At 53.2% G+C, this 23,631-nt stretch carries 20 protein-coding genes, 1 tRNA gene and 1 pseudogene; 10 read left to right on the plus strand and 12 right to left on the minus strand.

What is annotated here, in order from left to right; genetic code table 11:
- Window positions 1-111: 111 nt before the first annotated feature.
- Window positions 112-2,301 carry a sensor domain-containing phosphodiesterase gene (locus tag I6L58_RS19530; RefSeq protein WP_088207978.1) on the plus strand — a complete coding sequence of 730 codons (2,190 nt, stop codon included), beginning with the start codon at window positions 112-114 and terminating at the stop codon, window positions 2,299-2,301.
- Between the two features lie 47 nt (window positions 2,302-2,348).
- On the opposite strand, the gene I6L58_RS19535 is transcribed toward I6L58_RS19530, so the two are convergent.
- Window positions 2,349-3,536, minus strand: a complete 1,188-nt coding sequence (locus tag I6L58_RS19535) for a NupC/NupG family nucleoside CNT transporter (protein WP_006176588.1) — start codon at window positions 3,534-3,536, stop codon at window positions 2,349-2,351.
- A 345-nt stretch (window positions 3,537-3,881) separates the two neighbouring features.
- On the opposite strand from I6L58_RS19535, the gene I6L58_RS19540 reads away from it, so the two are divergent.
- Entirely contained in the window at window positions 3,882-5,120 is a 1,239-nt protein-coding gene (locus I6L58_RS19540; RefSeq protein ID WP_006176587.1) for an Nramp family divalent metal transporter, read from the plus strand.
- A 46-nt stretch (window positions 5,121-5,166) separates the two neighbouring features.
- Here I6L58_RS19540 and ypeC read toward each other — a convergent pair whose 3' ends face one another.
- Together ypeC and mgrA are read right to left on the minus strand one after the other, a co-directional pair.
- The gene (gene ypeC / locus I6L58_RS19545) at window positions 5,167-5,508 is read right to left on the minus strand and encodes a DUF2502 domain-containing protein YpeC (RefSeq protein ID WP_006176586.1); all 342 of its coding nucleotides are present in this window, start codon (window positions 5,506-5,508) and stop codon (window positions 5,167-5,169) included.
- A 125-nt stretch (window positions 5,509-5,633) separates the two neighbouring features.
- A complete protein-coding gene (gene mgrA, locus I6L58_RS19550; RefSeq protein WP_088207979.1) occupies window positions 5,634-6,632 on the minus strand; it encodes an L-glyceraldehyde 3-phosphate reductase in 999 nt (332 codons plus the stop codon).
- Window positions 6,633-6,815: 183 nt separating this feature from the next.
- On the opposite strand from mgrA, the gene ipdC reads away from it, so the two are divergent.
- The gene (gene ipdC / locus I6L58_RS19555; RefSeq protein ID WP_088207980.1) at window positions 6,816-8,474 is read left to right on the plus strand and encodes an indolepyruvate decarboxylase; all 1,659 of its coding nucleotides are present in this window, start codon (window positions 6,816-6,818) and stop codon (window positions 8,472-8,474) included.
- On the opposite strand, the gene I6L58_RS19560 is transcribed toward ipdC, so the two are convergent.
- Complete coding sequence (locus I6L58_RS19560; protein ID WP_042320362.1) at window positions 8,475-9,710, minus strand: ion channel protein; 1,236 nt, start codon at window positions 9,708-9,710, stop codon at window positions 8,475-8,477.
- Between the two features lie 205 nt (window positions 9,711-9,915).
- Here I6L58_RS19560 and glk point away from each other — a divergent pair.
- A pseudogene (glk, locus tag I6L58_RS19565) lies at window positions 9,916-10,883 on the plus strand (glucokinase).
- 37 nt (window positions 10,884-10,920) lie between these two features.
- On the opposite strand, the gene I6L58_RS19570 reads toward glk, so the two are convergent.
- Both I6L58_RS19570 and I6L58_RS19575 read right to left on the minus strand, forming a co-directional pair.
- On the minus strand, window positions 10,921-11,655 hold the full coding sequence (locus I6L58_RS19570) for a LytR/AlgR family response regulator transcription factor (protein ID WP_058610263.1): 735 nt from the start codon (window positions 11,653-11,655) through the stop codon (window positions 10,921-10,923).
- 13 nt (window positions 11,656-11,668) lie between these two features.
- Window positions 11,669-13,366 carry a sensor histidine kinase gene (locus tag I6L58_RS19575; protein WP_042320358.1) on the minus strand — a complete coding sequence of 566 codons (1,698 nt, stop codon included), beginning with the start codon at window positions 13,364-13,366 and terminating at the stop codon, window positions 11,669-11,671.
- A gap of 384 nt (window positions 13,367-13,750) precedes the next feature.
- On the opposite strand from I6L58_RS19575, the gene alaC reads away from it, so the two are divergent.
- Window positions 13,751-14,974 carry an alanine transaminase gene (alaC, locus tag I6L58_RS19580; protein WP_006176577.1) on the plus strand — a complete coding sequence of 408 codons (1,224 nt, stop codon included), beginning with the start codon at window positions 13,751-13,753 and terminating at the stop codon, window positions 14,972-14,974.
- Window positions 14,975-15,030: 56 nt separating this feature from the next.
- On the opposite strand, the gene ypdK is transcribed toward alaC, so the two are convergent.
- Window positions 15,031-15,102, minus strand: a complete 72-nt coding sequence (gene ypdK / locus I6L58_RS19585) for a membrane protein YpdK (RefSeq protein WP_099458937.1) — start codon at window positions 15,100-15,102, stop codon at window positions 15,031-15,033.
- 357 nt (window positions 15,103-15,459) lie between these two features.
- Window positions 15,460-16,377, minus strand: a complete 918-nt coding sequence (lpxP, locus tag I6L58_RS19590; RefSeq protein ID WP_042320354.1) for a kdo(2)-lipid IV(A) palmitoleoyltransferase — start codon at window positions 16,375-16,377, stop codon at window positions 15,460-15,462.
- 375 nt (window positions 16,378-16,752) lie between these two features.
- Between lpxP and I6L58_RS19595 the strand changes: the two genes are divergently transcribed.
- The 3 genes from I6L58_RS19595 to I6L58_RS19605 all read left to right on the plus strand — a co-directional run bounded on the left by I6L58_RS19595 (window position 16,753) and on the right by I6L58_RS19605 (window position 18,349).
- On the plus strand, window positions 16,753-17,433 hold the full coding sequence (locus tag I6L58_RS19595) for an ECs1377 family protein (protein WP_088207981.1): 681 nt from the start codon (window positions 16,753-16,755) through the stop codon (window positions 17,431-17,433).
- Window positions 17,434-17,750: 317 nt separating this feature from the next.
- On the plus strand, window positions 17,751-17,972 hold the full coding sequence (locus I6L58_RS19600) for a type II toxin-antitoxin system Phd/YefM family antitoxin (protein WP_088207982.1): 222 nt from the start codon (window positions 17,751-17,753) through the stop codon (window positions 17,970-17,972).
- On the plus strand, window positions 17,969-18,349 hold the full coding sequence (locus I6L58_RS19605; RefSeq protein WP_088207983.1) for a type II toxin-antitoxin system death-on-curing family toxin: 381 nt from the start codon (window positions 17,969-17,971) through the stop codon (window positions 18,347-18,349). Before I6L58_RS19600 ends, I6L58_RS19605 begins: the two co-directional genes overlap by 4 nt.
- 309 nt (window positions 18,350-18,658) lie before the next feature.
- Here I6L58_RS19605 and I6L58_RS19610 read toward each other — a convergent pair whose 3' ends face one another.
- From I6L58_RS19610 to I6L58_RS19620, 3 genes are all read right to left on the minus strand, one after another.
- Window positions 18,659-19,207: a tyrosine-type recombinase/integrase gene (locus I6L58_RS19610; protein ID WP_254082132.1), complete on the minus strand. Its 549-nt coding sequence runs from the start codon at window positions 19,205-19,207 to the stop codon at window positions 18,659-18,661.
- Between the two features lie 216 nt (window positions 19,208-19,423).
- A tRNA-Arg gene (locus I6L58_RS19615) sits at window positions 19,424-19,495 on the minus strand.
- Between the two features lie 75 nt (window positions 19,496-19,570).
- On the minus strand, window positions 19,571-20,500 hold the full coding sequence (locus I6L58_RS19620; RefSeq protein ID WP_088207984.1) for a formate/nitrite transporter family protein: 930 nt from the start codon (window positions 20,498-20,500) through the stop codon (window positions 19,571-19,573).
- Window positions 20,501-20,816: 316 nt separating this feature from the next.
- On the opposite strand from I6L58_RS19620, the gene mlaA reads away from it, so the two are divergent.
- A complete protein-coding gene (gene mlaA / locus I6L58_RS19625; RefSeq protein ID WP_006176573.1) occupies window positions 20,817-21,569 on the plus strand; it encodes a phospholipid-binding lipoprotein MlaA in 753 nt (250 codons plus the stop codon).
- A 45-nt stretch (window positions 21,570-21,614) separates the two neighbouring features.
- Here the strand turns inward: mlaA and fadL are convergent, their stop codons facing one another.
- Window positions 21,615-22,943, minus strand: a complete 1,329-nt coding sequence (gene fadL, locus I6L58_RS19630; RefSeq protein WP_058610259.1) for a long-chain fatty acid transporter FadL — start codon at window positions 22,941-22,943, stop codon at window positions 21,615-21,617.
- 372 nt (window positions 22,944-23,315) lie between these two features.
- On the opposite strand from fadL, the gene I6L58_RS19635 reads away from it, so the two are divergent.
- On the plus strand, window positions 23,316-23,600 hold the full coding sequence (locus I6L58_RS19635; protein WP_042320346.1) for a YfcZ/YiiS family protein: 285 nt from the start codon (window positions 23,316-23,318) through the stop codon (window positions 23,598-23,600).
- The last annotated feature ends 31 nt before the right edge of the window (window positions 23,601-23,631 follow it).

The raw sequence follows: 23,631 nt of genomic DNA on the forward strand, positions 1-23,631 counted from the left end.
ATCTATATCAATAAACTTGGCGCTTTATGGCGTTCAACTTGATTCGTACAATTAATAAACCTATTATCCAGATGGTCAATAAGATGAAATGTAAATAAACAGTCGAAATTAATGAAAAGAAAAACTGACAATAATGTAAAGATAATAATGCTTGCCCTGGCATTGTGTCTGTTTACGGTCCCTTTTTCCCGCTATGTTTCTCCTCGGGCGGTTGTTAACGGTTACGAGGTTTATTTGGCATGGTTGCCGTTGAGCGTAATGCTGGCCGCCGTTTTATTATTTGGCCGACGGGCGGTTATTCCGGTTCTGATAAGTATTATTGTAACAAATATTTATAATCTTCAGCTAACCGCGCTTCAGCACGTTATCTTAGTGTGTTGTCAGACTTTTCCCGTGTTTGCGGCGTGCGGCCTGCTTCGGCTGGTGATCGGGCCGCGCTGGCGGCACAGCGTGCCAAATAAATATATTGGGATGCGTATTTTTTGGCTCGGCTTTATGGTGCCTGTCGGGATTAAACTCCTGATGTATCTGGCGGGCTATTTATTTGATTTCCCCGTGGCGGTCTCCACTTTCTTCGGAGAAGGCTCCGCCATTTATAACATCATTGATATTCAAAGCCTGATTTGTGCAGCGCTAATATTTACCATGATGTTCTATTACCCATTAAGAATGATAATGAATCCCGGTTATGCCAGGGTGTTCTGGCGTCGAAGCTTAAAGCCGTTTCTTTTCAATAAAAAGCCGTTATTTATCATCGTCTGGTTAACGCTGTTAGTTCTCTTTATCGCAATTTTATGTGCGCCCTTTGAGTCGCCGATTATTGCCGGCTACCTGATGCCGATCGTCTTTATCCTCTTCACGCTGGGGATAAGCCGTCTGAGCTATGCGCTGATCTCCTTGCTCTGGGCTGTATCAGCCCTGATGCTGCTGACCTACAACTACAACTTTTTGAATGGCGTAGAAACGGGCTACTCGCTCTCCTTTATCTTGTCGGTGCTGATCTCATTTGCTATCTGCCTGCTCTATATGTCGAAGATCTACCGCCGCAGCGAATGGATGAAGCAGGGCTGGCAGGAAAGGGCGCTCACCGATCCGTTGACCGGGTTACCCAACATCCGCGCGCTGGAAGACTATCTGCAGGACCACCCCGACGCCAAAGTCTGTTGTCTGCGGATGGACAACCTGGAGTTCCTCAGTCGCCATTACGGCATACTGATGCGGGTACATTGCAAACGATCGGTCACCGCCACCCTTCAGCCTTATTTGCAACAAGAGGAAAAGCTCTTTCAGCTACCCGGTAGCGAGTTGGTTGTGGTGTTGCTTGGGCCGGAACCGTCCGAGCGGCTCCAGTACATGGTGGATCACCTGAACAGCCGGAAGATTATCTGGAACAAAACGGCGCTGGAAATCGAGTTCGGTGCAGCGTGGGGCGAAGTGGAAGGCGGTGAGCACTTGCACCCTATGCTGGGCCAGCTGAGCTGGCTTGCAGAACAATCCTGCGCCAACCACCGCGTTCTGGGGCTGACCAACAGCCTGGAGACCGTCTCGGGCCAGACAACGGATCGGGTGTTGATGCTGGGCCGCATTAAGCGGGCGCTCGAAGAAGGTGGCCTTCGTCTGTACGCGCAGCCCATCCAGAACGCGCAGGGGAAGGGGTATTACGAGATTTTGACCCGTATAGAGAGCGAGGGCGAAATCATCACTCCTGACCGCTTTATCCCGCTTGTTGCCCAGTTTAACCTGAGCCATCGGTTTGATATGAGCGTGGTTGAAAGCCTTCTGGAATGGCTTAAGAACCACCCGGAACCACACGCCGAAACGCGTTTCTCCGTCAACCTGATGCCGCTGACGCTGATGCAAAAAGAGGCGGCGAGCGAGATAATTCAGCTCTTTGAGCGCTATTTTGTCAGCCCAAATGCAGTGGTCATCGAAATAACCGAAGAGCAGGCCTTCTCTAATTCCGGGGCGAGCATTAAAAATATCCAGACGCTTCGGGAGTATGGCTTTCGCATAGCAATCGATGATTTTGGCACGGGATACGCCAATTACGAGCGCCTCAAACGCCTGCAGGCTGACATCATTAAGATTGATGGCTGCTTCGTCAAAGATATCTGTAGTGACAGCATGGACGCGATGATCGTCCAGTCAATATGCAATCTGGCGAAGACGAAATCGCTCTGCGTGGTGGCTGAATATGTAGAGACACCGGAGCAGCGAGAGATGCTGCTGCGCTTCGGGGTGGATTATCTGCAGGGGTATCTCATCGGCAAACCCGCGCCGCTAAGCGAACTGCAGGCATAAAAAAACCGGGAGCCACAAGGCTCCCGGTTTTTATTTCACAGTATGGGTTACAGGACCAGCGCCGCGATAGAGGCGGAGAGCACGCTGACCAGCGTCGAACCGTACACCAGCTTCAGACCAAAGCGAGAAACCACGTTGCCCTGTTCTTCGTTCAGACCTTTAATCGCACCGGCGATAATACCGATGGATGAGAAGTTGGCGAAGGAAACCAGGAACACAGAGAGGATGCCTTCTGCGCGCGGAGAGAGCGTGCTGGCAATTTTCTGCAGATCCATCATTGCAACGAATTCGTTAGACACCAGTTTGGTGGCCATGATACTGCCGACCTGCAGCGCTTCGTGAGCCGGAACACCCATTACCCAGGCAACAGGGTAGAAGATATAGCCCAGAATGCCCTGGAAGGAGATACCGAGCACCGCCGCGAACAGGGCGTTCAGGGCTGAAATCAGGGCGATAAAGCCGATCAGCATTGCCGCAACGATAATCGCAACCTTAAAGCCCGCCAGAATGTATTCACCCAGCATTTCGAAGAAGCTCTGACCTTCATGCAGATTTGCCATCTGCAGGTTCTCTTCGCCCTCTTCAACACGGTACGGGTTGATCAGAGACAGAACGATAAAGGTGCTGAACATGTTCAGAACCAGTGCCGCAACAACGTATTTTGGCTCCAGCATGGTCATGTATGCGCCAACAATCGACATGGAAACGGTAGACATCGCCGTTGCAGCCATGGTGTACATACGATTGCGGGACATTTTGCCGAGGATGTCTTTATACGCGATAAAGTTCTCAGACTGACCGAGGATCAGGGAGCTTACGGCGTTGAAAGATTCCAGTTTGCCCATACCGTTCACTTTTGACAGCACGGTACCGATAGCGCGGATAACAACAGGCAACACGCGGATGTGCTGCAAAATACCAATCAGCGCAGAGATAAAGACGATAGGGCACAGCACTTTCAGGAAGAAGAACGCCAGGCCTTGATCGTTCATATTACCGAAGACGAAATTGGTCCCTTCGTTGGCAAAACCGAGCAGTTTTTCGAACATTTCGGAAAAGCCTTTGACGAAGCCGAGTCCCACGTTGGAGTTCAGGAAGAACCACGCGAGTAAAACTTCAATAACCAGAAGCTGAACAACAAAGCGGATGCGGATTTTTTTGCGGTCATGGCTGACCAGCAACGCAAGCGCAGTAACGACAACGAGTGCCAGGACAAAATGAAGGACGCGGTCCATATTTGCTCCAAATATGAGGCAGGTTTAATTTCCGTGCACATTCTATGTAACAAGCGCAAAGAAAACGAGATCAAGGCCACACTATAGTTACATCCTGTGACGAGTCTCAAAAATAGTGATCAACAATACATTTTTGTTATGTTAGGTAAATGAGTGAAAAGTTAAGTTTGTGTGCTACGCTTCACAAATGACTGCGCATTTTCACAATCTGTGATGTCGCACCACCTGCCCACCTATTGTTCTTAGCTATCAATGAAATCATTTTTAACCACCTAAATGGTCTTGATAATCATTCTCATTTTGATAGCATAAAACATAGCAAAGGCTATATTTCCAGAGGCAGACATGACAAATAGTCGCGTAGAGGGTAGCAGTGGCAGAGCAGCGCGCAAGTTGCGGTTCGCGTTAATGGGACCTGCGTTCATTGCTGCTATTGGCTATATCGATCCGGGTAATTTTGCGACCAACATTCAGGCCGGGGCCAGCTTCGGCTATAAGCTGCTGTGGGTGGTAGTCTGGGCCAACTTCATGGCGATGCTGATCCAGATGCTTTCGGCAAAGCTGGGTATCGCCACAGGTAAAAACCTGGCGGAGCAGATCCGCGACCACTATCCGCGTCCGGCGGTGTGGCTGTACTGGATCCAGGCGGAAATTATCGCCATGGCGACCGATCTCGCCGAATTTATCGGGGCGGCTATCGGCTTCAAGCTGATTTTAGGCGTGTCGCTGCTGCAGGGGGCCGTGCTGACCGGGATTGCGACGTTCCTGATTTTGATGCTGCAGCGTCGCGGGCAAAAGCCGCTCGAAAAGGTGATTGGTGGTCTGCTGCTGTTTGTGGCCGCAGCCTATATTGTTGAGCTGGTATTTTCTCAGCCGAATCTGGTGCAGCTTGGTAAAGGGATGGCGATCCCCAGCCTGCCTAATACCGAAGCCGTATTCTTGGCGGCAGGGGTGCTGGGCGCAACCATCATGCCGCACGTTATCTATCTCCACTCTTCATTAACCCAGGATTTGCACGGCGGAACGCGTAAAGACCGCTACTCCGCCACCAAATGGGACGTGGCGATCGCCATGACCATTGCCGGATTTGTGAACCTGGCGATGATGGCAACCGCAGCTGCCGCTTTCCATTTTAATGGCCATACGGGCGTCGCCGATCTTGATCAGGCCTATCTGACCCTCGAACCCTTACTTAGCCACGCCGCGGCGACCATCTTCGGGCTTAGCCTGGTGGCTGCCGGCCTCTCCTCAACCGTGGTGGGTACGCTGGCCGGGCAGGTGGTAATGCAGGGCTTTGTGCGCTTTCATATTCCGCTCTGGGTACGTCGCGCGGTCACAATGCTGCCATCCTTCATCGTCATTCTGATGGGGCTGGATCCCACCCGTATTCTGGTGATGAGTCAGGTCTTGCTGAGCTTTGGTATCGCGCTGGCGCTGGTGCCGTTGCTGATATTTACCAGTGACAAATCGCTGATGGGGGAGTTAGTGAACACCACGCTGGTGAAAAGAGCGGGGTGGGCTATCGTGGTGGTGGTGGTGGCGCTCAACCTGTGGCTGCTGGCAGGAACGGCATTAGGGTTATAAATAAAAAAAACAAAAAGAAAAAGGAGCCGCGAGGCTCCTTTGTTCATTAATGATGATGGCCGTGACCATGGCCTCTGCCGTGACCTCTGCCACCGCGATGGTCGTCGCGATCGCGCCAGCCTTCACGGTAGCCGCGTTCATAGGCTTTGCGTTTGTCCCAGCCGCGGTGATAGCCATTGTCGTGTCTCCACCAGCGATTTTTACGCCATTCATAATGGTGGTGCCAGTAATCGCGGTCGCGCCAGCCACCGCCGTCCCAGTAGTTACCGTAATTATCACGATCGCCAATTTGTAATTTTACGGATGGCAACAGGGTGATTTCGCCCGCGTTAGCAACCAGCGGTGCAGCAGCCAGTAAAACGGCAGCCAGAATCAGTGACCTGAACATACTTTTCTCCTTCACGATCGGGGCCTTGTGTGGCCTGTTAACGCAATATTACGAGTTGGTAAAGACTCGTATCATCGCCTCAACTCCGAATTCGTCAACGAGAGCACGAATTGCTAAAAACGGGTTTATTCTGACCCGCTAAGGATCGCGTCAATTTTCGCCAGTTCCTCTGTCGAGAAATACCGATTCTCGAGCATGCCTGCTGCGTCATCAATTTGCGCCGTTTTACTGGCACCAATCAGCACAGACGTCACGGCATCGTGGCGCAGGATCCAGGCCAGTGCCATCTGCGACAGCTTCTGGTTCCGGCTTTCGGCCAATGCATTCAGCTTGCGAACTTTAACCAGCTTTTCCTCGGTCAACTGATCGGGGTTGAGGAACTTGCTGCCGCTGGCGGCTCGCGAGTCTTCAGGAATGCCGTTCAAATAGCGATTGGTCAGTTGGCCGCCCGCCAGCGGGGAGAAAGGAATACATCCCACGCCTTTCTCGTTCAGTACGTCCAGCAAACCCGCCTCAGGCGCGCGCTCGAACATGGAGTATTTCGGCTGGTGGATGAGACAGGGTGTGCCCAGGTCCTCCAGGATCGTTATCGCCTGACGCGCCAGTTCGGCAGGGTAGTTGGATAATCCGACGTACAGCGCTTTACCCTGACGCACGAGATGGTCGAGCGCTTTCATCGTCTCTGTTAACGGCGTTTCAGGATCCGGACGGTGGTGATAAAAGATGTCGACATACTCCAGCCCCATACGCTTCAGGCTTTGGTCCAGGCTCGAAATCAGGTATTTGCGTGAACCCCAGTCGCCGTAAGGGCCGTCCCACATGGTGTAGCCCGCTTTTGTAGAGATGATCAGTTCATCGCGCCACGGCAGGAAATCCTCCTGCAAAATGCGCCCAAAGTTGCGTTCTGCAGAGCCAGGTGGTGGGCCGTAGTTATTGGCAAGGTCAAAATGCGTAATGCCCAGATCGAAGGCGCGCTGTAAAAGTTGACGGCTGGTTTCGAGTAGCGTGGCGTCACCGAAGTTGTGCCAGAGGCCAAGGGAGATAGCGGGCAGCTTGAGACCACTGCGTCCACAACGGCGATACTGCATTGTCTGATAACGATTTTTGTCCGGCTGATAACCCATTTCATCACCTCAGGCGTTGAAAAGAAAAATGTGTGTATACGTTTACACTAACTCAACGAAAAGGGAAAGAACGCCGTATTTTTTGTAAAGCAATCTTTCCATGGCCTACTTATTGGCGTTTCTGGACAGTCATCGCGCTTCTCTAATACTCAGAGTGAGGTCAACGTCAGAAGGACACCTGTTATGACAACCCCATACTGCGTCGCCGATTACCTGCTGGACCGTCTTACAGATTGTGGTGCCGATCATCTGTTTGGCGTGCCGGGCGACTACAACCTGCAGTTTCTCGATCACGTAATAGACAGCCCGGACATCTGCTGGGTGGGCTGTGCCAACGAGCTGAATGCCTCTTACGCCGCCGACGGCTATGCCCGCTGCAAAGGCTTTGCCGCACTGCTGACGACATTTGGCGTGGGGGAATTAAGCGCCATGAACGGCATCGCGGGCAGCTTTGCCGAACATGTACCGGTATTGCATATCGTAGGGGCGCCGGGCATGGCGTCACAGCAGCGCGGTGAGTTATTGCACCACACGCTGGGCGACGGGGAGTTTCGCCATTTCTATCACATGAGCGAACCGATCACTGTGGCGCAGGCGATCCTGACCGAACAAAATGCCTGCTATGAAATTGACCGCGTCCTCACGACGATGCTTCGTGAGCGCCGTCCGGGCTATCTGATGTTGCCCGCCGATGTGGCCAAAAAAGCCGCGACGCCGCCTGTAAACGCTCTCACGATGCGCGCTACCGAGGGAGATGATGCGTGCCTGAAGGCGTTTCGCGACGCCGCGCAACAGCGCCTGGCCGCCACCAGGCGCACCGCGCTGCTGGCCGATTTTTTAGTGCTTCGCCACGGGCTAAAACAGGCGCTGCAAAAATGGGTAAACGAGGTGCCGATGGCGCACGCCACCATGCTGATGGGCAAAGGCATTTTCGATGAACGTCAGGCCGGTTTTTACGGTACTTACAGCGGTTCGGCGAGTGCTGCAGCGGTGAAAGAGGCGATTGAGGGGGCGGATACGGTGTTGTGCATCGGGACCCGGTTTACCGACACCCTGACCGCCGGGTTTACCCATCAGCTCACGCCGGCGCAGACGATAGAAGTGCAGCCACATGCTTCACGCGTGGGCGACGTCTGGTATACCGGCATTACCATGCAGCAGGCGATTGAAACCCTGACGCAGCTGTGCAAACAGCATGTGCATCACGCCCGGATCTCCGTTGACGCGCACCGTGATGCCCATTCCGTGCAGACAGGCTCGCTTACCCAGGAGAACTTCTGGAGCACGCTGCAAACCTTTATCCGCCCTGGCGATATTATACTTGCCGACCAGGGTACGTCGGCCTTCGGGGCCATCGATCTCCGGCTACCGGCGGACGTGAACTTTATCGTCCAGCCGCTGTGGGGGTCGATTGGTTATACGCTGGCGGCGGCCTTCGGGGCGCAAACGGCGTGCCCGAACCGCCGGGTGATCGTGCTGACCGGGGACGGCGCAGCGCAGCTGACTATTCAGGAGCTGGGGTCTATGCTGCGTGATAAACAGCACCCCATCGTGCTGGTGCTCAATAACGAAGGATACACGGTGGAGAGGGCGATCCACGGGCCAGAGCAGCGCTATAACGATATCGCGCTATGGAACTGGACGCAGATCCCGCAGGCGCTCAGCCTGGATCCCCAGGCGGAGTGCTGGCGCGTCAGTGAGGCGGAACAGCTGGCGGAGGTGCTGGACAAAGTGGCGCACCACGAGCGTCTGGCCCTGATTGAGGTGATGCTCCCCAAAGCCGATATCCCGCCGCTGCTGGCCGCCCTTACCAAAGCGCTGGAGGCGCGAAACAGCGCCTGATCACTTATCGTTACGCCAGGCCATTAACATCGGTTTGCCCGCCAGCAGGAGCCAGGCGGGCAACATCACGATGCAGAGCAGCGGGAGTAAGGTGGTGTCCGGCACGACCACGGCGGCCATAAACAGGCTTAGCCAGGCATCACGTGTGACCACCAGCACCAGCCCCAGAATAGAGCAGGAGACGGTAATGGCTGCCGGTACGGCATCAACGTGCTCATGCAACATCAGCCCCAGCGCCACCCCGACAAACACCGCCGGGAAAATACGGCCTCCGCGAAAACCGCATGCTGCCGCCACCACCAGCGCTGCCAGCTTAATCAGCGCGAAAAGCAGATAATCCGAGACGCTAAACACCTGACTAAACGCCAGTTGCTGCATCTCGTCCAGCCCTTTAAACAGCGTAACCGGCCCGCCTATCGCCCCTAAAACCCCCAGAATGAGACCGCCGACGCCCAGAATCAAAACCGGATGCTTAAGTTTGTGCATCAGACGATGCAGGCGCGGCAGACACCACACCGCGACCATGCCCAGCGCAATGGCGATAGCAACCACGATTGCGCCGCTGAAGATATCGGCAAGCTGCATTTGGCCGTAGTGAGGCAGCGAAAGGGAAAAATGGGGATGGAAAAACAGGCTGGTGGTGAGAGCGCCCGCTGCGGCGGCCATCAGCGGTGCAAACAGCTTATCCCACAGCGGAACATCGTTATTGCTGCTGAGCGTCTGAGAGAAGATCAGCGCGGCGGCAACGGGGGTGCCAAACAGCGCGCCGATGGTGCCTGCGGAGGCCAGAATTGTCCAGTCCAGGGCATCAACGCGCGGAAAAATACGCGACCCGAGAAACACCGCCAGAGCGATATTCACCGCCATGATCGGGTGTTCCGGGCCGAGGCTCACGCCTCCCGCCAGGCCAAGGATCAGCGCGATGATGAGCCCCGGCAGGGCCGACGGGTTAACCGGCGCCCCGATCAGCGGCTCCAGCGCCGGATCCGGCCCGGCGTGGCCTGGGCTAAAGCGGATCACCAGCCCCACGGCAATACCGGTAAGCGTCAGCATGGCGATAATCCACGCCGGAGAGTCAATGTTCATCCCCAGGCTGGTCGGCAACGCTGTCCACAGCATCGTCTGCAGTACCGCGGCGACTTTCATGACGACGATAAGCACCAGGCTTGACGCTATGCCAATAATCAGCGCCGGGATGGCCAATAACAGCATGGTTCTGGCTCGCGGGTGGAGCATGATAATTTCCTTGTACAAAACGGCCTAACGTGACTTTGCGTATTCAGCATTGTGGCAATAGTGTAAAAGGTGCTGAAACGGTAAAGTTATTCTGTGACGAAGATCGATTATCCTGGGGCATTCATCTTCTGGTCGTTGTTGTTATGACGCCTTGAATTTACAGTGTCCCAAAGATTTATTCTGACTTTAGCGGAGCAGTAGAAGAATGACAAAGTATGCTTTAGTGGGTGATGTGGGCGGCACCAACGCACGGCTGGCATTGTGCGATATCAATACCGGTGAAATAACGCAGGCGAAAACCTATTCAGGGCTGGATTATCCAAGCCTGGAAGCCGTTGTGCGCGTCTACCTGGACGAGCATAACGTTCAGGTTGAAGATGGCTGCATTGCCATTGCCTGCCCGATTACCGGTGACTGGGTGGCGATGACCAACCACACGTGGGCATTCTCTATTGCCGAAATGCAAAAAAACCTCGGTTTTGCACATCTGGAAATCATCAATGACTTCACCGCCGTGTCCATGGCGATCCCGATGCTGAAGCCAGACCACCTGATACAATTTGGCGGCACCGCGCCCGTTGAAGGCAAGCCAATCGCCGTTTACGGGGCGGGCACCGGGCTGGGGGTGGCTCACCTGGTGCATGTGGATAAACGCTGGGTCAGCCTGCCGGGCGAAGGCGGTCACGTGGATTTCGCGCCTAACAGTGAGGAAGAGGGAATTATCCTTGAAGAGCTGCGGGCGGAAATTGGGCACGTCTCGGCAGAGCGCGTGCTCTCCGGGCCAGGCCTCGTGAATTTGTACCGTGCGATTGTGAAATCCGACGGTCGTCTGCCGGAAAACCTTAAACCGAAAGATGTCACTGAACGCGCGTTAGCAGACAGCTGCACCGACTGTCGTCGCGCGCTGTCGCTGTTCTGCGTGATCATGGGACGGTTCGGCGGAAACCTGGCGCTGAATCTCAACACCTTCGGCGGCGTTTATATCGCGGGCGGGATCGTCCCGCGCTTCCTCGACTTCTTTAAAGCGTCCGGTTTCCGTGGCGGGTTTGAAGATAAAGGACGTTTCAGAAGCTACATTCAGGACATTCCGGTTTACCTGATTGTGCACGATAACCCGGGCCTGCTCGGCTCTGGCGCGCATTTGCGTCAGGATTTCTCGGTCAGATCCTCTGACATGTTAAGCCCTCTTCACCCGAAGAGGGCTTTTTCGTTACAGATGCATTAACTGGCGAAACTCTTTTACCCTGCTGCGGCTTACCGGCACCTGAAAATCCAGATCCTTCAGGCGCAAAATATAGGTGTTGTTGAACCAGGGTTCGATCTCGCGGATCTTACTTAAATTCACGCAAAACGACCGGTGGCAGCGGAAGAAGTGCGACGCAGGCAGTTTGCTGCAAAACTCGGTGATATTCATCGCCATCACGTATGATTCGCGCCGCGTATAAACAAACGTCATTTTCTCATGCGCTTCGGCGTAATAAATATCATTGATGGGGGTTACGATGATCCGCTCATCCTTGACCAGGTTAATGGTGTCATTTTCGCGCGCGGCAGGGCTGGCGCTGACCGGCGCGGCCTGCTGCTGTTGCCAGGCCGATTCCAGCTTTTGCAGCATGCTCACAATCCGTGATTCCTGATACGGCTTAAGGATGTAGTCAAAAGCCTCAAGTTCAAAGGCTTCAACCGCATGCTCTTTCCACGCGGTGACAAACACGATAAACGGCTTATGGGCGAACTGATTGATGTTTTGCGCCAGCAGTACGCCGTCCAGGGAGGGAATGTTGATATCAAGAAACAGGGCGTCGACGCGGTTGTGCTGCAGGAATTTCAGCACGTCCAGGCCATCGTCAAACGTTCCCACGATCTCCATCTGGCTGTGGGTTTTAATCAGCCAGCTCAGCTCCTGCTGAGCCAGAATTTCATCTTCCACGATGATGACTTTCATGTATTACTCCGGCCTATGGCAGCAGTGAAGAGGGCGCATGAACGGCCGAGCGTTCATTCGGGACGTAAAAGGCGATTTCAGTGCCTGGCTCCAGGCGGCGGATATGCAAGCCATCGCCATACAGCAGCTTGACGCGGTGATGCACGTTCAGTAACCCGATTTTGTTCCCCGGCATTTCATTGGACTCCACGCGCTCAATCACCTGCGCATCAATGCCGTGGCCGGTATCACGCACCGCAATGCGTACCCGATTGCCGCTTTCCGTCACGCTGATGGTCACTACCCCTTTGCCTTTACAGGGCTGAATACCGTGAACGATCGCGTTTTCGACCAGCGGCTGGATCAGCAGGCTCGGGATCACGCAGTTCACCTCTTCATCAATATCGTAAATGACCGTGAGTTTGTCACCAAAGCGCGCCTGCTCGATCGCGATATAGTCTTTAATCTGATACAGCTCTTTTTTGATGTCGATCTGCTCGTCGTCTTTCAGCTCAATGTTGTAGCGAAGATAGCGCGACAGATTAAAGATCAGCTGACGCGCGGTGTCCGGATTAAGCCGAATGGAAGAGGAGATGGCATTCAGGGCGTTAAACAGGAAATGGGGATTTATTTTACTTTGCAGCGCGCGAAGCTCTGCCTTATTTGCCATCTCGCGAAGCTGCTCCGCGCGGGAAACTTCGAGCTGCGTGGAGATAATCTGCGACAGCCCGATAGCCATCTCCTGAAGGTAGGAGGTTATCTGGTGGGCGTGACAGTAATAAATTTTCAGCGTACCGGTGACCACCCCTTTTTCCCAAAGCGGGATCACCAGCATGGAGTGAATTTCGGGCGTCCTATGGGCCTCATCATTGTTTTTAATAATGATTTTCCCGTAGTTGATCGCTTTTCTCGTGGTCGGGCTAATGGTGTCGTCATTGTCACGATAGTTATCTTCACCCACGCCAACGTAGGCCAGCACGCGGTCGATGTTGGTGATGGCGACGGCATCGGCGTGTATATCACGCCGAATGATATCGCATACCTGGCGTAACGATTCGGCGTTAACGTGGCGGAACAGCGGCAGCGTTTTATTGGCAATATCCAGCGCAAGCTTGGCCTGACGGGCCGCGAGCGCCTCTTTTTCCCCTTCGACACTTTGTACCAGCAGCACGATAAAGCCGATGCAGACGCTACCGAGGATCATCGGAATACCGATTTTTGACACAATATCAAGACCCAGCGCCACGGTCGGTGCCCAGGCGACAACCAGGATCATCGTCAGGGTTTCGCACACCATGCCCGCGATGATCCCAACGCGCCAGTGCTGTTTTTTCGGCACGCGTCGGTTAATCAGGCCTGACAATATCCCGGCAATAATGCTGGTAATAAAGCAGGGAACGGCCGTCACGCCACCGATATCAATCAGGTAGCGGTGCGTGCCTGCAATGATGCCGGTAATCACGCCTACCCATGGGCCGAACAGGATCCCGCCCGACATCACGGCGATGATTCGCACGTTGACCAATGATCCCTCTACCGGGACGCCGGACCAGGTGCTGAACAGGGCGAACATCGAGAAAATAGCCGTAACGCCCAGCAGCTCCTTAGGCGAGTGTGCAGACTTGTGCAAAAGCTCGCGAAACAGGCGAATGCGAATGAGAAAGAACAGGCAGATCAGCATTAATGCCGCGCGGTCAAAAACCGCCAGGAGCATGTTGAATATTTCGTGCACGGGTTAACCACGGAAAGGGGAAAGCGCTATGATAAAAAACCTGCGACTCAATGACCAGCTATCCGTCCGGTTTATCAAATGAGGAAAAACCATAATTTACAAAGGGGATTGTTGTCAGGTGCCTGAAAAATCCTGCGCTCTCAGGTGGTGACAGGTATAACGTAAATTTATTGATATCATGGTGTTAACCGAAAGATATCACACAATGTTTTCCGCAGTCTGGCTTCCGCTTTTCGCAAATCCCTACTTCCGGTTTTAAACCATAACGTATTTTTTATTTTCCCTCTCGACAGCCGCTTTTTATTCAGGTTATTTTCTAAGCTCGCCACATCGGTGGCAGCGTCGCTCGGACGGTCCGGGCGCTCACGTTAATCTGAGGAATATATGGCTGACTCCAGTCCTGAACGCCGTTTTACGCGTATCGATCGTCTTCCCCCTTATGTCTTTAATATCACTGCTGAACTGAAAATGGCTGCGCGTCGGCGCGGCGAAGACATTATCGATTTCAGCATGGGTAACCCTGATGGCCCAACGCCTGCGCACATCGTCGAGAAACTCTGTACGGTCGCCCAGCGTCCCGACACGCATGGCTACTCGACTTCGCGTGGTATTCCCCGACTGCGCCGCGCGATCTCGCGCTGGTATCAGGAACGCTACAGCGTCGAGATCGACCCTGAGAGCGAAGCGATTGTCACCATTGGTTCAAAAGAGGGGCTGGCGCATTTGATGCTGGCCACGCTGGATCACGGCGACACCGTCCTGGTGCCGAATCCCAGCTACCCCATTCATATCTATGGTGCCGTTATTGCGGGCGCGCAGGTGCGCTCTGTGCCGCTGGTGGAAGGGGTGGATTTCTTTAACGAGCTGGAACGCGCCATTCGGGAAAGCTACCCGAAACCGAAGATGATGATCCTGGGCTTCCCGTCTAACCCGACGGCGCAGTGCGTTGAGCTGGAGTTCTTCGAGAAAGTGGTCGCCCTGGCAAAACGTTACGATGTGCTGGTGGTTCACGACTTAGCCTATGCCGATATCGTCTATGACGGCTGGAAAGCGCCTTCCATTATGCAGGTGCCAGGCGCGCGTGATGTCGCGGTGGAGTTCTTTACGCTGTCGAAAAGCTACAACATGGCCGGCTGGCGCATTGGCTTTATGGTGGGCAATAAAACGCTGGTGAGTGCGCTGGCGCGGATTAAGAGCTATCACGACTACGGCACGTTCACACCGTTGCAGGTAGCCGCGATTGCGGCGCTGGAAGGCGATCAGCAGTGTGTCCAGGATATTGCTGCGCAGTATAAGCGCCGTCGCGACGTGCTGGTCAAAGGGTTGCACGAGGCGGGCTGGATGGTCGAGATGCCTAAAGCCTCAATGTACGTCTGGGCTAAAATCCCTGAACCTTACGCGGCGATGGGCTCGCTGGAGTTTGCTAAGAAGCTTCTGCAGGATGCAAAGGTCTGCGTCTCACCGGGGATTGGCTTCGGTGATTACGGCGATACCCATGTGCGCTTTGCCCTGATTGAAAACAGCGACCGTATTCGCCAGGCGGTGAGGGGCATCAAGAGTATGTTCCGGGCGGACGGGCTACTCGTGTCGAGAAACACAGCCGAGTAACCAGGCTGAAAAGTAAAAAAGGCGCCCTGGGCGCCTTTTTTTATGCATGTGCTCGACTAGATCATCAGGGCAAAGGTTCCGGCCCAAACCAATACAATCACCGAAATGCCCATAAAGAAATATTTCACGTTTCATCGCTCCGCGTATCTTTTGGTACGCATTAACAAACAGAGTCCACTTGAGTATAGAGAGTGGAAATCGCACTTAAACGGAAATAAGAATTATCCCGCTACGCCGCCGACTTCCGCTCAGAATTCTGTACATTCCCATCAACAGACGGCGCTAATGTACGCCTAAATATGAGGGGTGACAAGTGAGATTTTTTTAAATACTTTCCGTGACTTACAAGTGTCGTGGAACGGCGACAGTATGATTTCGGTGAGAAATAAATTCGTATTGAGCGACGCACACTAAACCGATAACGCATCGTCATTACAGGGAATTAACAGGTTAATTTCTATACAAAACTAACCTGTTAACCGGACTTAGATATAGAGTGAGCTTTCACCGAGCGGGCGCGTTTTGAAACGACGGTGCATCCACAGGTATTGCTCAGGCGCACGCATGATCTCTGTCTCGATGATTTTGTTGATGAACGCAGCGGCTTCGCACTCGTTTTCAGGGTAGTTCGCCATTTCCGGAGAGATATGCAGGCGATAGCCTGACTTATCCGCTTTTCTCACCATCGTTACCGTCAACATGGCGGCGCTGGAGAGGCGTGAAATCACAAAGGTGCCGTTGGTCGTCGCGACGTCTTTAACCGCGAAGAAAGGTGCAAAGCTACTGCCTTTACGCCCGTAATCCTGATCGGGCGCGAACCAGACGGCTTCGCCTTTTTTCAGCGCGCTGACCATGCCACGCAGGTTGTTGCGGCTGATCATCGCCTTATTGGAACGCATACGCCCCCGCGTCTGCACCCATTCCATCAGGGCGCTGTTGTGCGGACGATAGGTTGCCATCATCGGCTGACAAAGACCCATGACGCGACCACCCAGCTCCAGCGACATAAAATGAACGCCAACGACCATAACGCCACGGTTTTGCAACTGCGCGCGTTTCAGGTTTTCAAGACCCTCAACGTCAAACCATTTACGGACGCGTTCATCAGGCCAGAACCAGGCCATGCCGGTTTCAAGCAATGCCATGCCGATGGATTTGAAGTTTTCAGCAATCAGCTTTTCATGCTCTTGCGCATTGTATTGCGGAAAGCAAAGCTCGAGGTTTTTACGGGCAATAGATTCACGGCGTTTAAGAAAATGGCGCGATGCGCTTCCGAGTTTTGAGCCCAGGAAACGAATGACGGGATAAGGGAGCTGAACCAGCAGCCAAAGAACGCCAAGGCCAAACCATGTAAACCAGTAACGCGGGTGCAAAAACGCGCGTTTGAAATTGGATTGAGACAAAATAGTGGAACCTATGTAAAGCCTGTGAAAGTAGCGCCAATTCGCGATACCACGTGCCAATTAGACCGTAGAACTTGGGCAGGGTTGCAGGCTTTACCGAACTTTACGGCGTTGCCTGGCCAGTGCTGACGTTGGGTGGGCGGCATAATGTAGCACCGTTATACGCTATGTGCTATGAAACGTTTTTGATTAAAAAAGCGGCGCTTCGTGAGCCGATTGATTTCGCTGGCTTTTAATCACAAACGGAAACCATTTTAGCGCGTTATTTTCTATTACAGAATCTGATTTTTAACTTTCTGACGCATCTTCCGATCGCTAACGGGTGCTGATAAAGTCAGGATTATCCGCAAAAAATTTGACCAGCAGGGGCGAAAGGTGAGCGTGCGCATCGACTATCAAATCGAAAAATACAGCTTTTCAGAAGCGAATGAACCGCCTCGCCTGAAACAACAATGGTCAGATGTCCTTAACGAGTGTCAGGCGAACAGGCTGGGCGCAGAAGAGCGATTACGTTTTGCCCTCCTGAATGTCGATTATGTCACCAGCTTTGAGCTTCCTTTTCGCCTGCTGCTTATCCGCACGCCGCAGCTGATTGCCGCCGTGCGAAATGAACTGCAGGTGAATCAGAAGAACGTCACTTTCAACGGCAAACGATTCGGCTGTGTCTGGAGCATCAAAAGCGATCTCGCCACCATACCCGATGAATTTCAGTATCACCTGACCACCCGCATCCGACGAATCGACGCAACGGGCAGCACGGAGGCGGCCTACCGGCATATTGCTCAGCAGGTCAAACTGCCGCGTGAACGGCTTAAGCTGGCGCTGGAGAGCGGGCTTGAAGTCACCGCTCTGGACGGGCTTTTCTGGTTCGGCATTCAGCGGATTGCCGCTGACATTCAGAGACTAAGGAAAGCAGGGATGAGGATAGTCACATCAGAAAGGGACGTTTTCGATACGCTCACCGGCACAACGCGACGCATTCCTGTGTACCAGGCGGTGATGATCGGAGGCGAATCGGAAGTGTCCCCTGCAGGAATACATAACGCCCAGAACTAGCCAGCCTAAAAAGATATTAACTTGTTAGAGCTTTGCGAGGGCTAACATGAGGGAATTTTACGTAATAAAAACCTGCAGCAAGTGACAGTATGAAATCATCGACCTCATCATCAATCCCAAACCACAAACTTTGTTGTGCGATGCCGAAATGTGGCGCGTAAATATCAAGTTGTCTTAAAACTCATAAGGCTATTTTTTGAGTCACCCTTTCGAGGGGGATTTCATTGTCTCAAAACCGTGCGTTTTTGAGAAAGTTGAGTTGGTTGATTTCTACACATTCCACATGTACATTTGAGATGTACATATCAGGGGGCAATATGATTACCTATACATCAACGCAGGCCAGAGCCAATATCTCAGCGGTTTTAGAAAGTGCTACCAGCGGAGAGCCGGTAGAGATTACACGGCGGGATGGTTCGGCGGCTGTCGTTATCAGCAAGGCTGAGTTTGAGGCATATCAGGCAGCGAAGCTGGATGATGAGTTTGATTTCATCATGCAACGGCATGGCAGAACCATCAAGGCGCTAACTGACCGATGAAATGGATTAGCGCCCAGGAGGTTATTGCATTTCATGACCGTATATTGCGTTATCTTCCCGGCGTAGCCGGTATGCCTGATGCCGGCAAAGCCGACGCCATTATCTACCGTGTCCAGAACCGCGCCCATTACGAAGGCGTAAATAACATTTTCGAACTGGCTGCAACGTATTGGGTTGCCATTGCTCGTGGACACATTTTTAACGACGGGAACAAGCGTACATCGTTCTTTGTCACAATGGCGTTTTTGCGCCGCAACGGTGTGCTGGTCTTAGACGAAGGAACAGAACTGGAAGAATTAACCGTTCAGGCCGCAACCGGTGAAAAAACAGTAGAGCAACTGTCAGCTATTTTGCGCACCCTGGCGATCCAATCCTAACTTATCCTCTTTGCTTTAGCTGGCGGCGCACCGCATCCAGCGTCTCCCCTCCTGCAGGTTACTGTGCTGTATTACTACATGCTGTTTGTCTCCCCACACCAGCCGGAAACGCGCTCATCAGATGATGTGCCCAGCTCTTTACGGGCGATGAGGTTGAGAAATCCGCAGCCTTTGACGCCGCAGGTGCAGATATACCTCCCAGCATTAGCGCCGGTAATACTAACCGGGAATTTACGCTTACCGCAGAGGGGGCATTCATGCTCTTTACTGGATGATTCGCGTGAGATTTAAAACCCCGGGCAAGCGGCATTAAAAATCATCATCCATCGAATGGCGCCATGCTTCTTCGGGATCGTCGAATTTGCTCAGGTGGGCTGCAACCCGTGAATCATAGTGAGAGCTAGCCTCAGCTTCAGCCTTAGTTTTGCGCCTTGCTAAATCGTGAACGGAACGAAGCAAATCGATAGCCTGGCTTGATAGGGGCACAAGGTGAGGGCGACGTGCTTTCATGCGTTCGGCGGGAATCTCCCATAAGGCGTTATCGAAATCTATCTCCCGGCATTTGCCTTTACGCAGTTCGCCGGGGCGAAGCCTTGTGAACATCAGCAGACGGACGGCGAAGTTAACCATGATATTTCCGGAGGTCGTCTCCAGCGCTGTCAGGAATGCAGGCAGCTCCGATGCATCACGAGAGGCATAGTGTCCGCGCTGGAAACGTTGCTTAGCCGCGGCGAGGTCACGTGCAGGGTTATATTTGGCTCGACCAGTGACGTTAGCGTATGCGTAAACCTCTCCGCAGCGGCGGCGTACTTTAGTGGCGAGTTCGTTGGCGCCGTGATCCGCTATCTTGCGTTGCAACCCGAACAGTTCCAGCAGCTCAATCTCGCCTATGGGACGCTTAGGGGCATGTATCCCTCCGGAAGTTCTAACGGCGAGAGGGTACTTTAAAGGGACACTTTAGGTTGTGTTTATGGGTGCTATCCGTTGGAGGTTGTTGGAAATGAATTATGGCTCAAAGCCTTGCAGTAAGCGGGATGCGTGGTTTTTGTTGGGGTGGGTTGAAAATGGGCAAAGTGTCCCCTGCAGGAATCGAACCTGCAACTAGCCCTTAGGAGGGGCTCGTTATATCCATTTAACTAAGGGGACGAGGCGGCACGAGTATAACGTTATTTACACTTTGCGTTAAGCGCATTGCCGCCTGACTGCTTAAAGAGTCGCCACTCAGGCCGGTTTTTTTGCCGATTTGTCCTTATTTTCCTGCGCCTTGCGCTCAGCTTTGCGTTTGTTGGACATGTCGTTACGGATCTGCGCATGGCTTAGCAGGGCAAAGATAAAGGTGCCGCCACAGATGTTTCCGGCAAGGGTAGGGAGCGCAAACGGCCAGAAGAACTCGGTCCAGTGCAGGGTGCCATTGAACACCAGATAAAGGATTTCCACAGTACCGACCACGATATGCGTGGTGTCCGCCAGCGCGATAAGCCATGTCATCAGAATGATTACCACAATTTTAGCGCTGCCTGCCGATGGGAACATCCAGACCATGGTCGCCACGATCCACCCGGAAATGATGGCATTCGAGAACATCTCTAACGGCGTGTTTTTCATAACGTCCATGCCGATTTCGACGAAGGCGTCGCGCGTGGGTTCATCGAAAATAGGCATATATTCGAATGCCCAGGCGGCGATGCCGGTGCCGATGATATTACCCAGCAACACCACGCTCCACAGGCGCATCAGTAAACCGAAATTACTCAGGGTAGGGTTTTGCATCACCGGTAAAACGGCGGTGACGGTGTTCTCGGTAAACAGCTGCTGACGCGCCATAATCACGATGACAAAACCGAAGGTATAACCGAGGTTTTCGACTAAAAATCCGCCGGGCACGCCCTCGAGCTGAACGTGGAAAATCCCTTTAGCCAGCAGAGAAGCCCCCATCGACAGACCGGCTGCGATGGCTGACCAGAGCAGCGCCATGGCGTCGCGCTCCATCTCTTTTTCGCCGTCCTGACGAATATGCTCGTGGATCGCCATCGCGCGCGAGGGAAGGCGGTCCTCGTCAATCTCTATTTCCTCACCGCGATCTTTTTCCTCACTTTCAATCTCATGCTCCTCATGACTTTCGCCTATTTTTTCTTCACCAATGTCTTTCATAACCGCTCCTTGAGGAAAACCTTTTCTTTTAAGCGTAGCGGCATTTAACAAAAACCCCGTGGGGATGCTCTTAAATTGCCGGAAATGACAACAAAGGTGATACTCCTCCTGTAAAGACAGGATAAAATTGCCAGCGAAACGAATTGTGAAAGACAGGCTATGCTGAGATCAGAGTCACGCTAACGCCTGCCCGTACGTGTGCTCGTAGACATCGGGAAACGTGCTGTTACAATCATTTGCACGTTTTCATGCGGAGCGCCACCTGCTCCGTTACGGATGGCAATCAACGATAGCCATATTGAACAGGGAGAAATTTATGAAACTTCGGCTGTCGGCGCTTGCGCTGGGCGCAACGATGCTTGTGGGCTGCGCCAGCTCTGGCGAGCAAACGGGACGCTCCGATCCTTTCGAAGGATTTAACCGCTCAATGTATAACTTCAACTACAACGTGCTGGACCCGTACGTGGTTCGCCCTGTAGCGGTAGCATGGCGCGATTATGTTCCCCAACCTGCGCGTAACGGGCTCAGTAACTTCACCAGCAACCTGGAAGAACCCGCGGTGATGGCGAACTACTTCCTGCAAGGGGATCCGTATCAGGGGATGGTGCATTTCACCCGTTTCTTCCTGAACACCCTGCTGGGGATGGGCGGCTTCATTGATGTGGCAGGCATGGCTAACCAGAAGCTGCAGCGTGAACAGCCGCACCGCTTCGGTAGCACGCTGGGTCACTATGGCGTAGGGTACGGCCCGTATGTCCATCTGCCATTCTATGGCAGCTTTACCGTGCGTGATGATGGCGGCGATATGGTGGATACGCTTTATCCGGTGCTGTCGTGGCTGACCTGGCCGCTGTCGATTGGTAAATGGACGATTGAAGGCGTCGAAACGCGTGCGCAGCTGCTGGATTCAGACGGATTGCTCCGTCAGTCCTCAGACCCGTACATCATGGTGCGTGAGGCCTACTTCCAGAATCACGACTTTATTGCCAATGGCGGCAAGCTGAAGCCGGAAGACAATCCAAACGCGAAAGCCATCGAGAACGAGCTAAAAGATATCGACTCGGAATAAATAAAAAAGGTGAGCAATGCTCACCTTTTTTTGATCTGCGCGCGATTAGAACGCGTAGTTGAAGTTCATGCCGTACAGCCAGGCTTTACCTTCAGAAGAGAACTCATACGGGCCTTCCTGGAACGACACTTTCTGACCGTGCATATAAGAGACGCCCGCATCGATAGAGGCATCTTTGTTAAAGGCATAGGTCGCACCGGCGCTCAGCCAGAAGCGGTCCTGATCCGGGATGGAGATAGAGCGCTTATCCGCTGGTACCGGGCTGTCATCGAAGGCAATACCGGTACGGAATGTCCAGTTGTCATCCATATAGTAAGTGGTCCCCAGCGCGATACGGTACGCGTCACGGAAGCTTTCATCTTTATAGAAGAGGGTATCGCCGTTGCTGTTGGTGGCCTTAAGTTCCTGGAACTGGCTCCAGCTGGTGTAGGTCAGGCTATAGTGAACGGCCCACTGCGGTGCCACTTTGTTATAACCCGACAGTTCCCACATTTCAGGTAAATGCAGGCTCAGAGAACCGCCCGTGGTGCGGCCATCGGTGCCCATTGGCAGACCGAAGCTGCCGAGGATCTGGTTATAAGCGGAAGGCAGGCTGCTCTTGTAGTCGCCATCAAAGTCAATTTTCACTTCAGAGCGGTAGGTAAAGCCGTAACGGTTATCCTTGTCGATTTCGTACAGGATACCGGCGTTCCAGCCAAAGCCCCACTCATCACCCTTCAGGTGCGCAATCTGGGTATCTGCAGGCAGTCCCGCAACCTGCTGTGCAAGGCCAGGGACGGGCGGCAGAACGCCTGAGCCTGCCACGATCTGACCGAGGTCACCCGCGTAACGTTCGATTTTCGCTCTGGCGTATACCGCATCAAAGCCAACGCCGAAGCTCCAGTGGTTGTTCAGACGGTATGCACCGCTCAGGTTCAGGTTGAGCGTTTCGAGGTCGGTTTTACCACCGTAAGCACCGGCCGCGTAGTTGTTATTAAACTCGGTCGCTAAACCGTAGTTTGAGGTGACGGATGCACCCCAGCCGAACTGATCGTTGATAGGCGCGACGAAGTGCAGGTTAGGTACCCATGCGGTAGGCGCGATGTTATCAGAGTTCAGGCTGGCGCCCGTAGGCGAGGTCCCGGTGATATCCACACCCGGATCGACAAAAATAGCGCCTGCGGAGAACATTGGGCGATCAAACATCATGATCAGTGCCGGGTTGCGGCTGGCATTGCCTGCGTCATCGGCAATTGCACCTTCCCCGGAATACGCACGGCCAAGGCCAGAGGAAGAAAATTCGTTTAACTGGAAGCCCGCTGACCAGGCGGACGTTGAGACGATTGCCACTGCAACTGCTAACGCAGTCTTTTTAAACAGGGTTTTCTGGCTCATGACCATAACCTCATTGAGTTATTTTTATTCAATATTTGTTACATACCGTAACAGGAGCGCGAAGTGTAGGGTCTGAGGTACCGCAGACAAATCAGACCAGTGGCGAGAGTATAGGTCTGACCAGCTGGAATGTTGCAAGTATGTTTATTAATATTTTCAAACATGTTTCTAGAAACGAGATCTGGTTGGCAAAAATGTGACCATAGGGCGTCGTCCGAAAAGGGGATTTTTGTTTTAGATCATTTTTTAGTGTGATATCGGTCACTTATCTCATTTTGCCTCATTAACGGCTGGAGAGAGGCTGCGCCGGGGCGTAAAATATCCTCAACGTGTTTATCTCGCGTCTTACGCGAATACAGAGGAAATTGAGCTATGAGTAAATGCAGTGCTGATGAAACCCCGGTTTGCTGCTGTATGGATGTTGGAACCATTATGGACAACACCGATTGCACCGCGTCTTACAGCCGTGTGTTCAGCAACCGTGCCGAAGCGGAAGAAACCCTGGCCGCGCTGAGCCAGCGTGCGCGCGAGGTTGAATCCGATCCGTGCGAAATCACGTCCACCTTTACTGAAGTGGATGGCGGCGTGCAGCTGGACATCGATTTTGTTTTCGCCTGCGAAGCCGAAACTCTGATTTTCCAGCTGGGTCTGCGTTAATTCCACCGGTCTGCGGCCTTCTTTTACCTGA

It is taken from the genome of Enterobacter cancerogenus, from assembly GCF_019047785.1.
Classification (GTDB): Bacteria; Pseudomonadota; Gammaproteobacteria; order Enterobacterales; family Enterobacteriaceae; genus Enterobacter; species Enterobacter cancerogenus.

Bases quoted from the DNA above. Each gene is read 5' to 3' on its own strand.
- I6L58_RS19530 (WP_088207978.1), top strand. From the start codon at position 112: ATGAAAAGAAAAACTGACAATAATGTAAAGATAATAATGCTTGCCCTG.
- ipdC (WP_088207980.1), top strand. From the start codon at position 6,816: ATGACAACCCCATACTGCGTCGCCGATTACCTGCTGGACCGTCTTACA.
- mlaA (WP_006176573.1), top strand. From the start codon at position 20,817: ATGAAACTTCGGCTGTCGGCGCTTGCGCTGGGCGCAACGATGCTTGTG.
- mgrA (WP_088207979.1), bottom strand. From the start codon at position 6,632: ATGGGTTATCAGCCGGACAAAAATCGTTATCAGACAATGCAGTATCGC.
- alaC (WP_006176577.1), top strand. From the start codon at position 13,751: ATGGCTGACTCCAGTCCTGAACGCCGTTTTACGCGTATCGATCGTCTT.
- I6L58_RS19600 (WP_088207982.1), top strand. From the start codon at position 17,751: ATGATTACCTATACATCAACGCAGGCCAGAGCCAATATCTCAGCGGTT.
- I6L58_RS19570 (WP_058610263.1), bottom strand. From the start codon at position 11,655: ATGAAAGTCATCATCGTGGAAGATGAAATTCTGGCTCAGCAGGAGCTG.
- fadL (WP_058610259.1), bottom strand. From the start codon at position 22,943: ATGAGCCAGAAAACCCTGTTTAAAAAGACTGCGTTAGCAGTTGCAGTG.
- ypeC (WP_006176586.1), bottom strand. From the start codon at position 5,508: ATGTTCAGGTCACTGATTCTGGCTGCCGTTTTACTGGCTGCTGCACCG.
- I6L58_RS19605 (WP_088207983.1), top strand. From the start codon at position 17,969: ATGAAATGGATTAGCGCCCAGGAGGTTATTGCATTTCATGACCGTATA.
- I6L58_RS19620 (WP_088207984.1), bottom strand. From the start codon at position 20,500: ATGAAAGACATTGGTGAAGAAAAAATAGGCGAAAGTCATGAGGAGCAT.
- I6L58_RS19540 (WP_006176587.1), top strand. From the start codon at position 3,882: ATGACAAATAGTCGCGTAGAGGGTAGCAGTGGCAGAGCAGCGCGCAAG.
- I6L58_RS19635 (WP_042320346.1), top strand. From the start codon at position 23,316: ATGAGTAAATGCAGTGCTGATGAAACCCCGGTTTGCTGCTGTATGGAT.
- I6L58_RS19560 (WP_042320362.1), bottom strand. From the start codon at position 9,710: ATGCTCCACCCGCGAGCCAGAACCATGCTGTTATTGGCCATCCCGGCG.
- I6L58_RS19535 (WP_006176588.1), bottom strand. From the start codon at position 3,536: ATGGACCGCGTCCTTCATTTTGTCCTGGCACTCGTTGTCGTTACTGCG.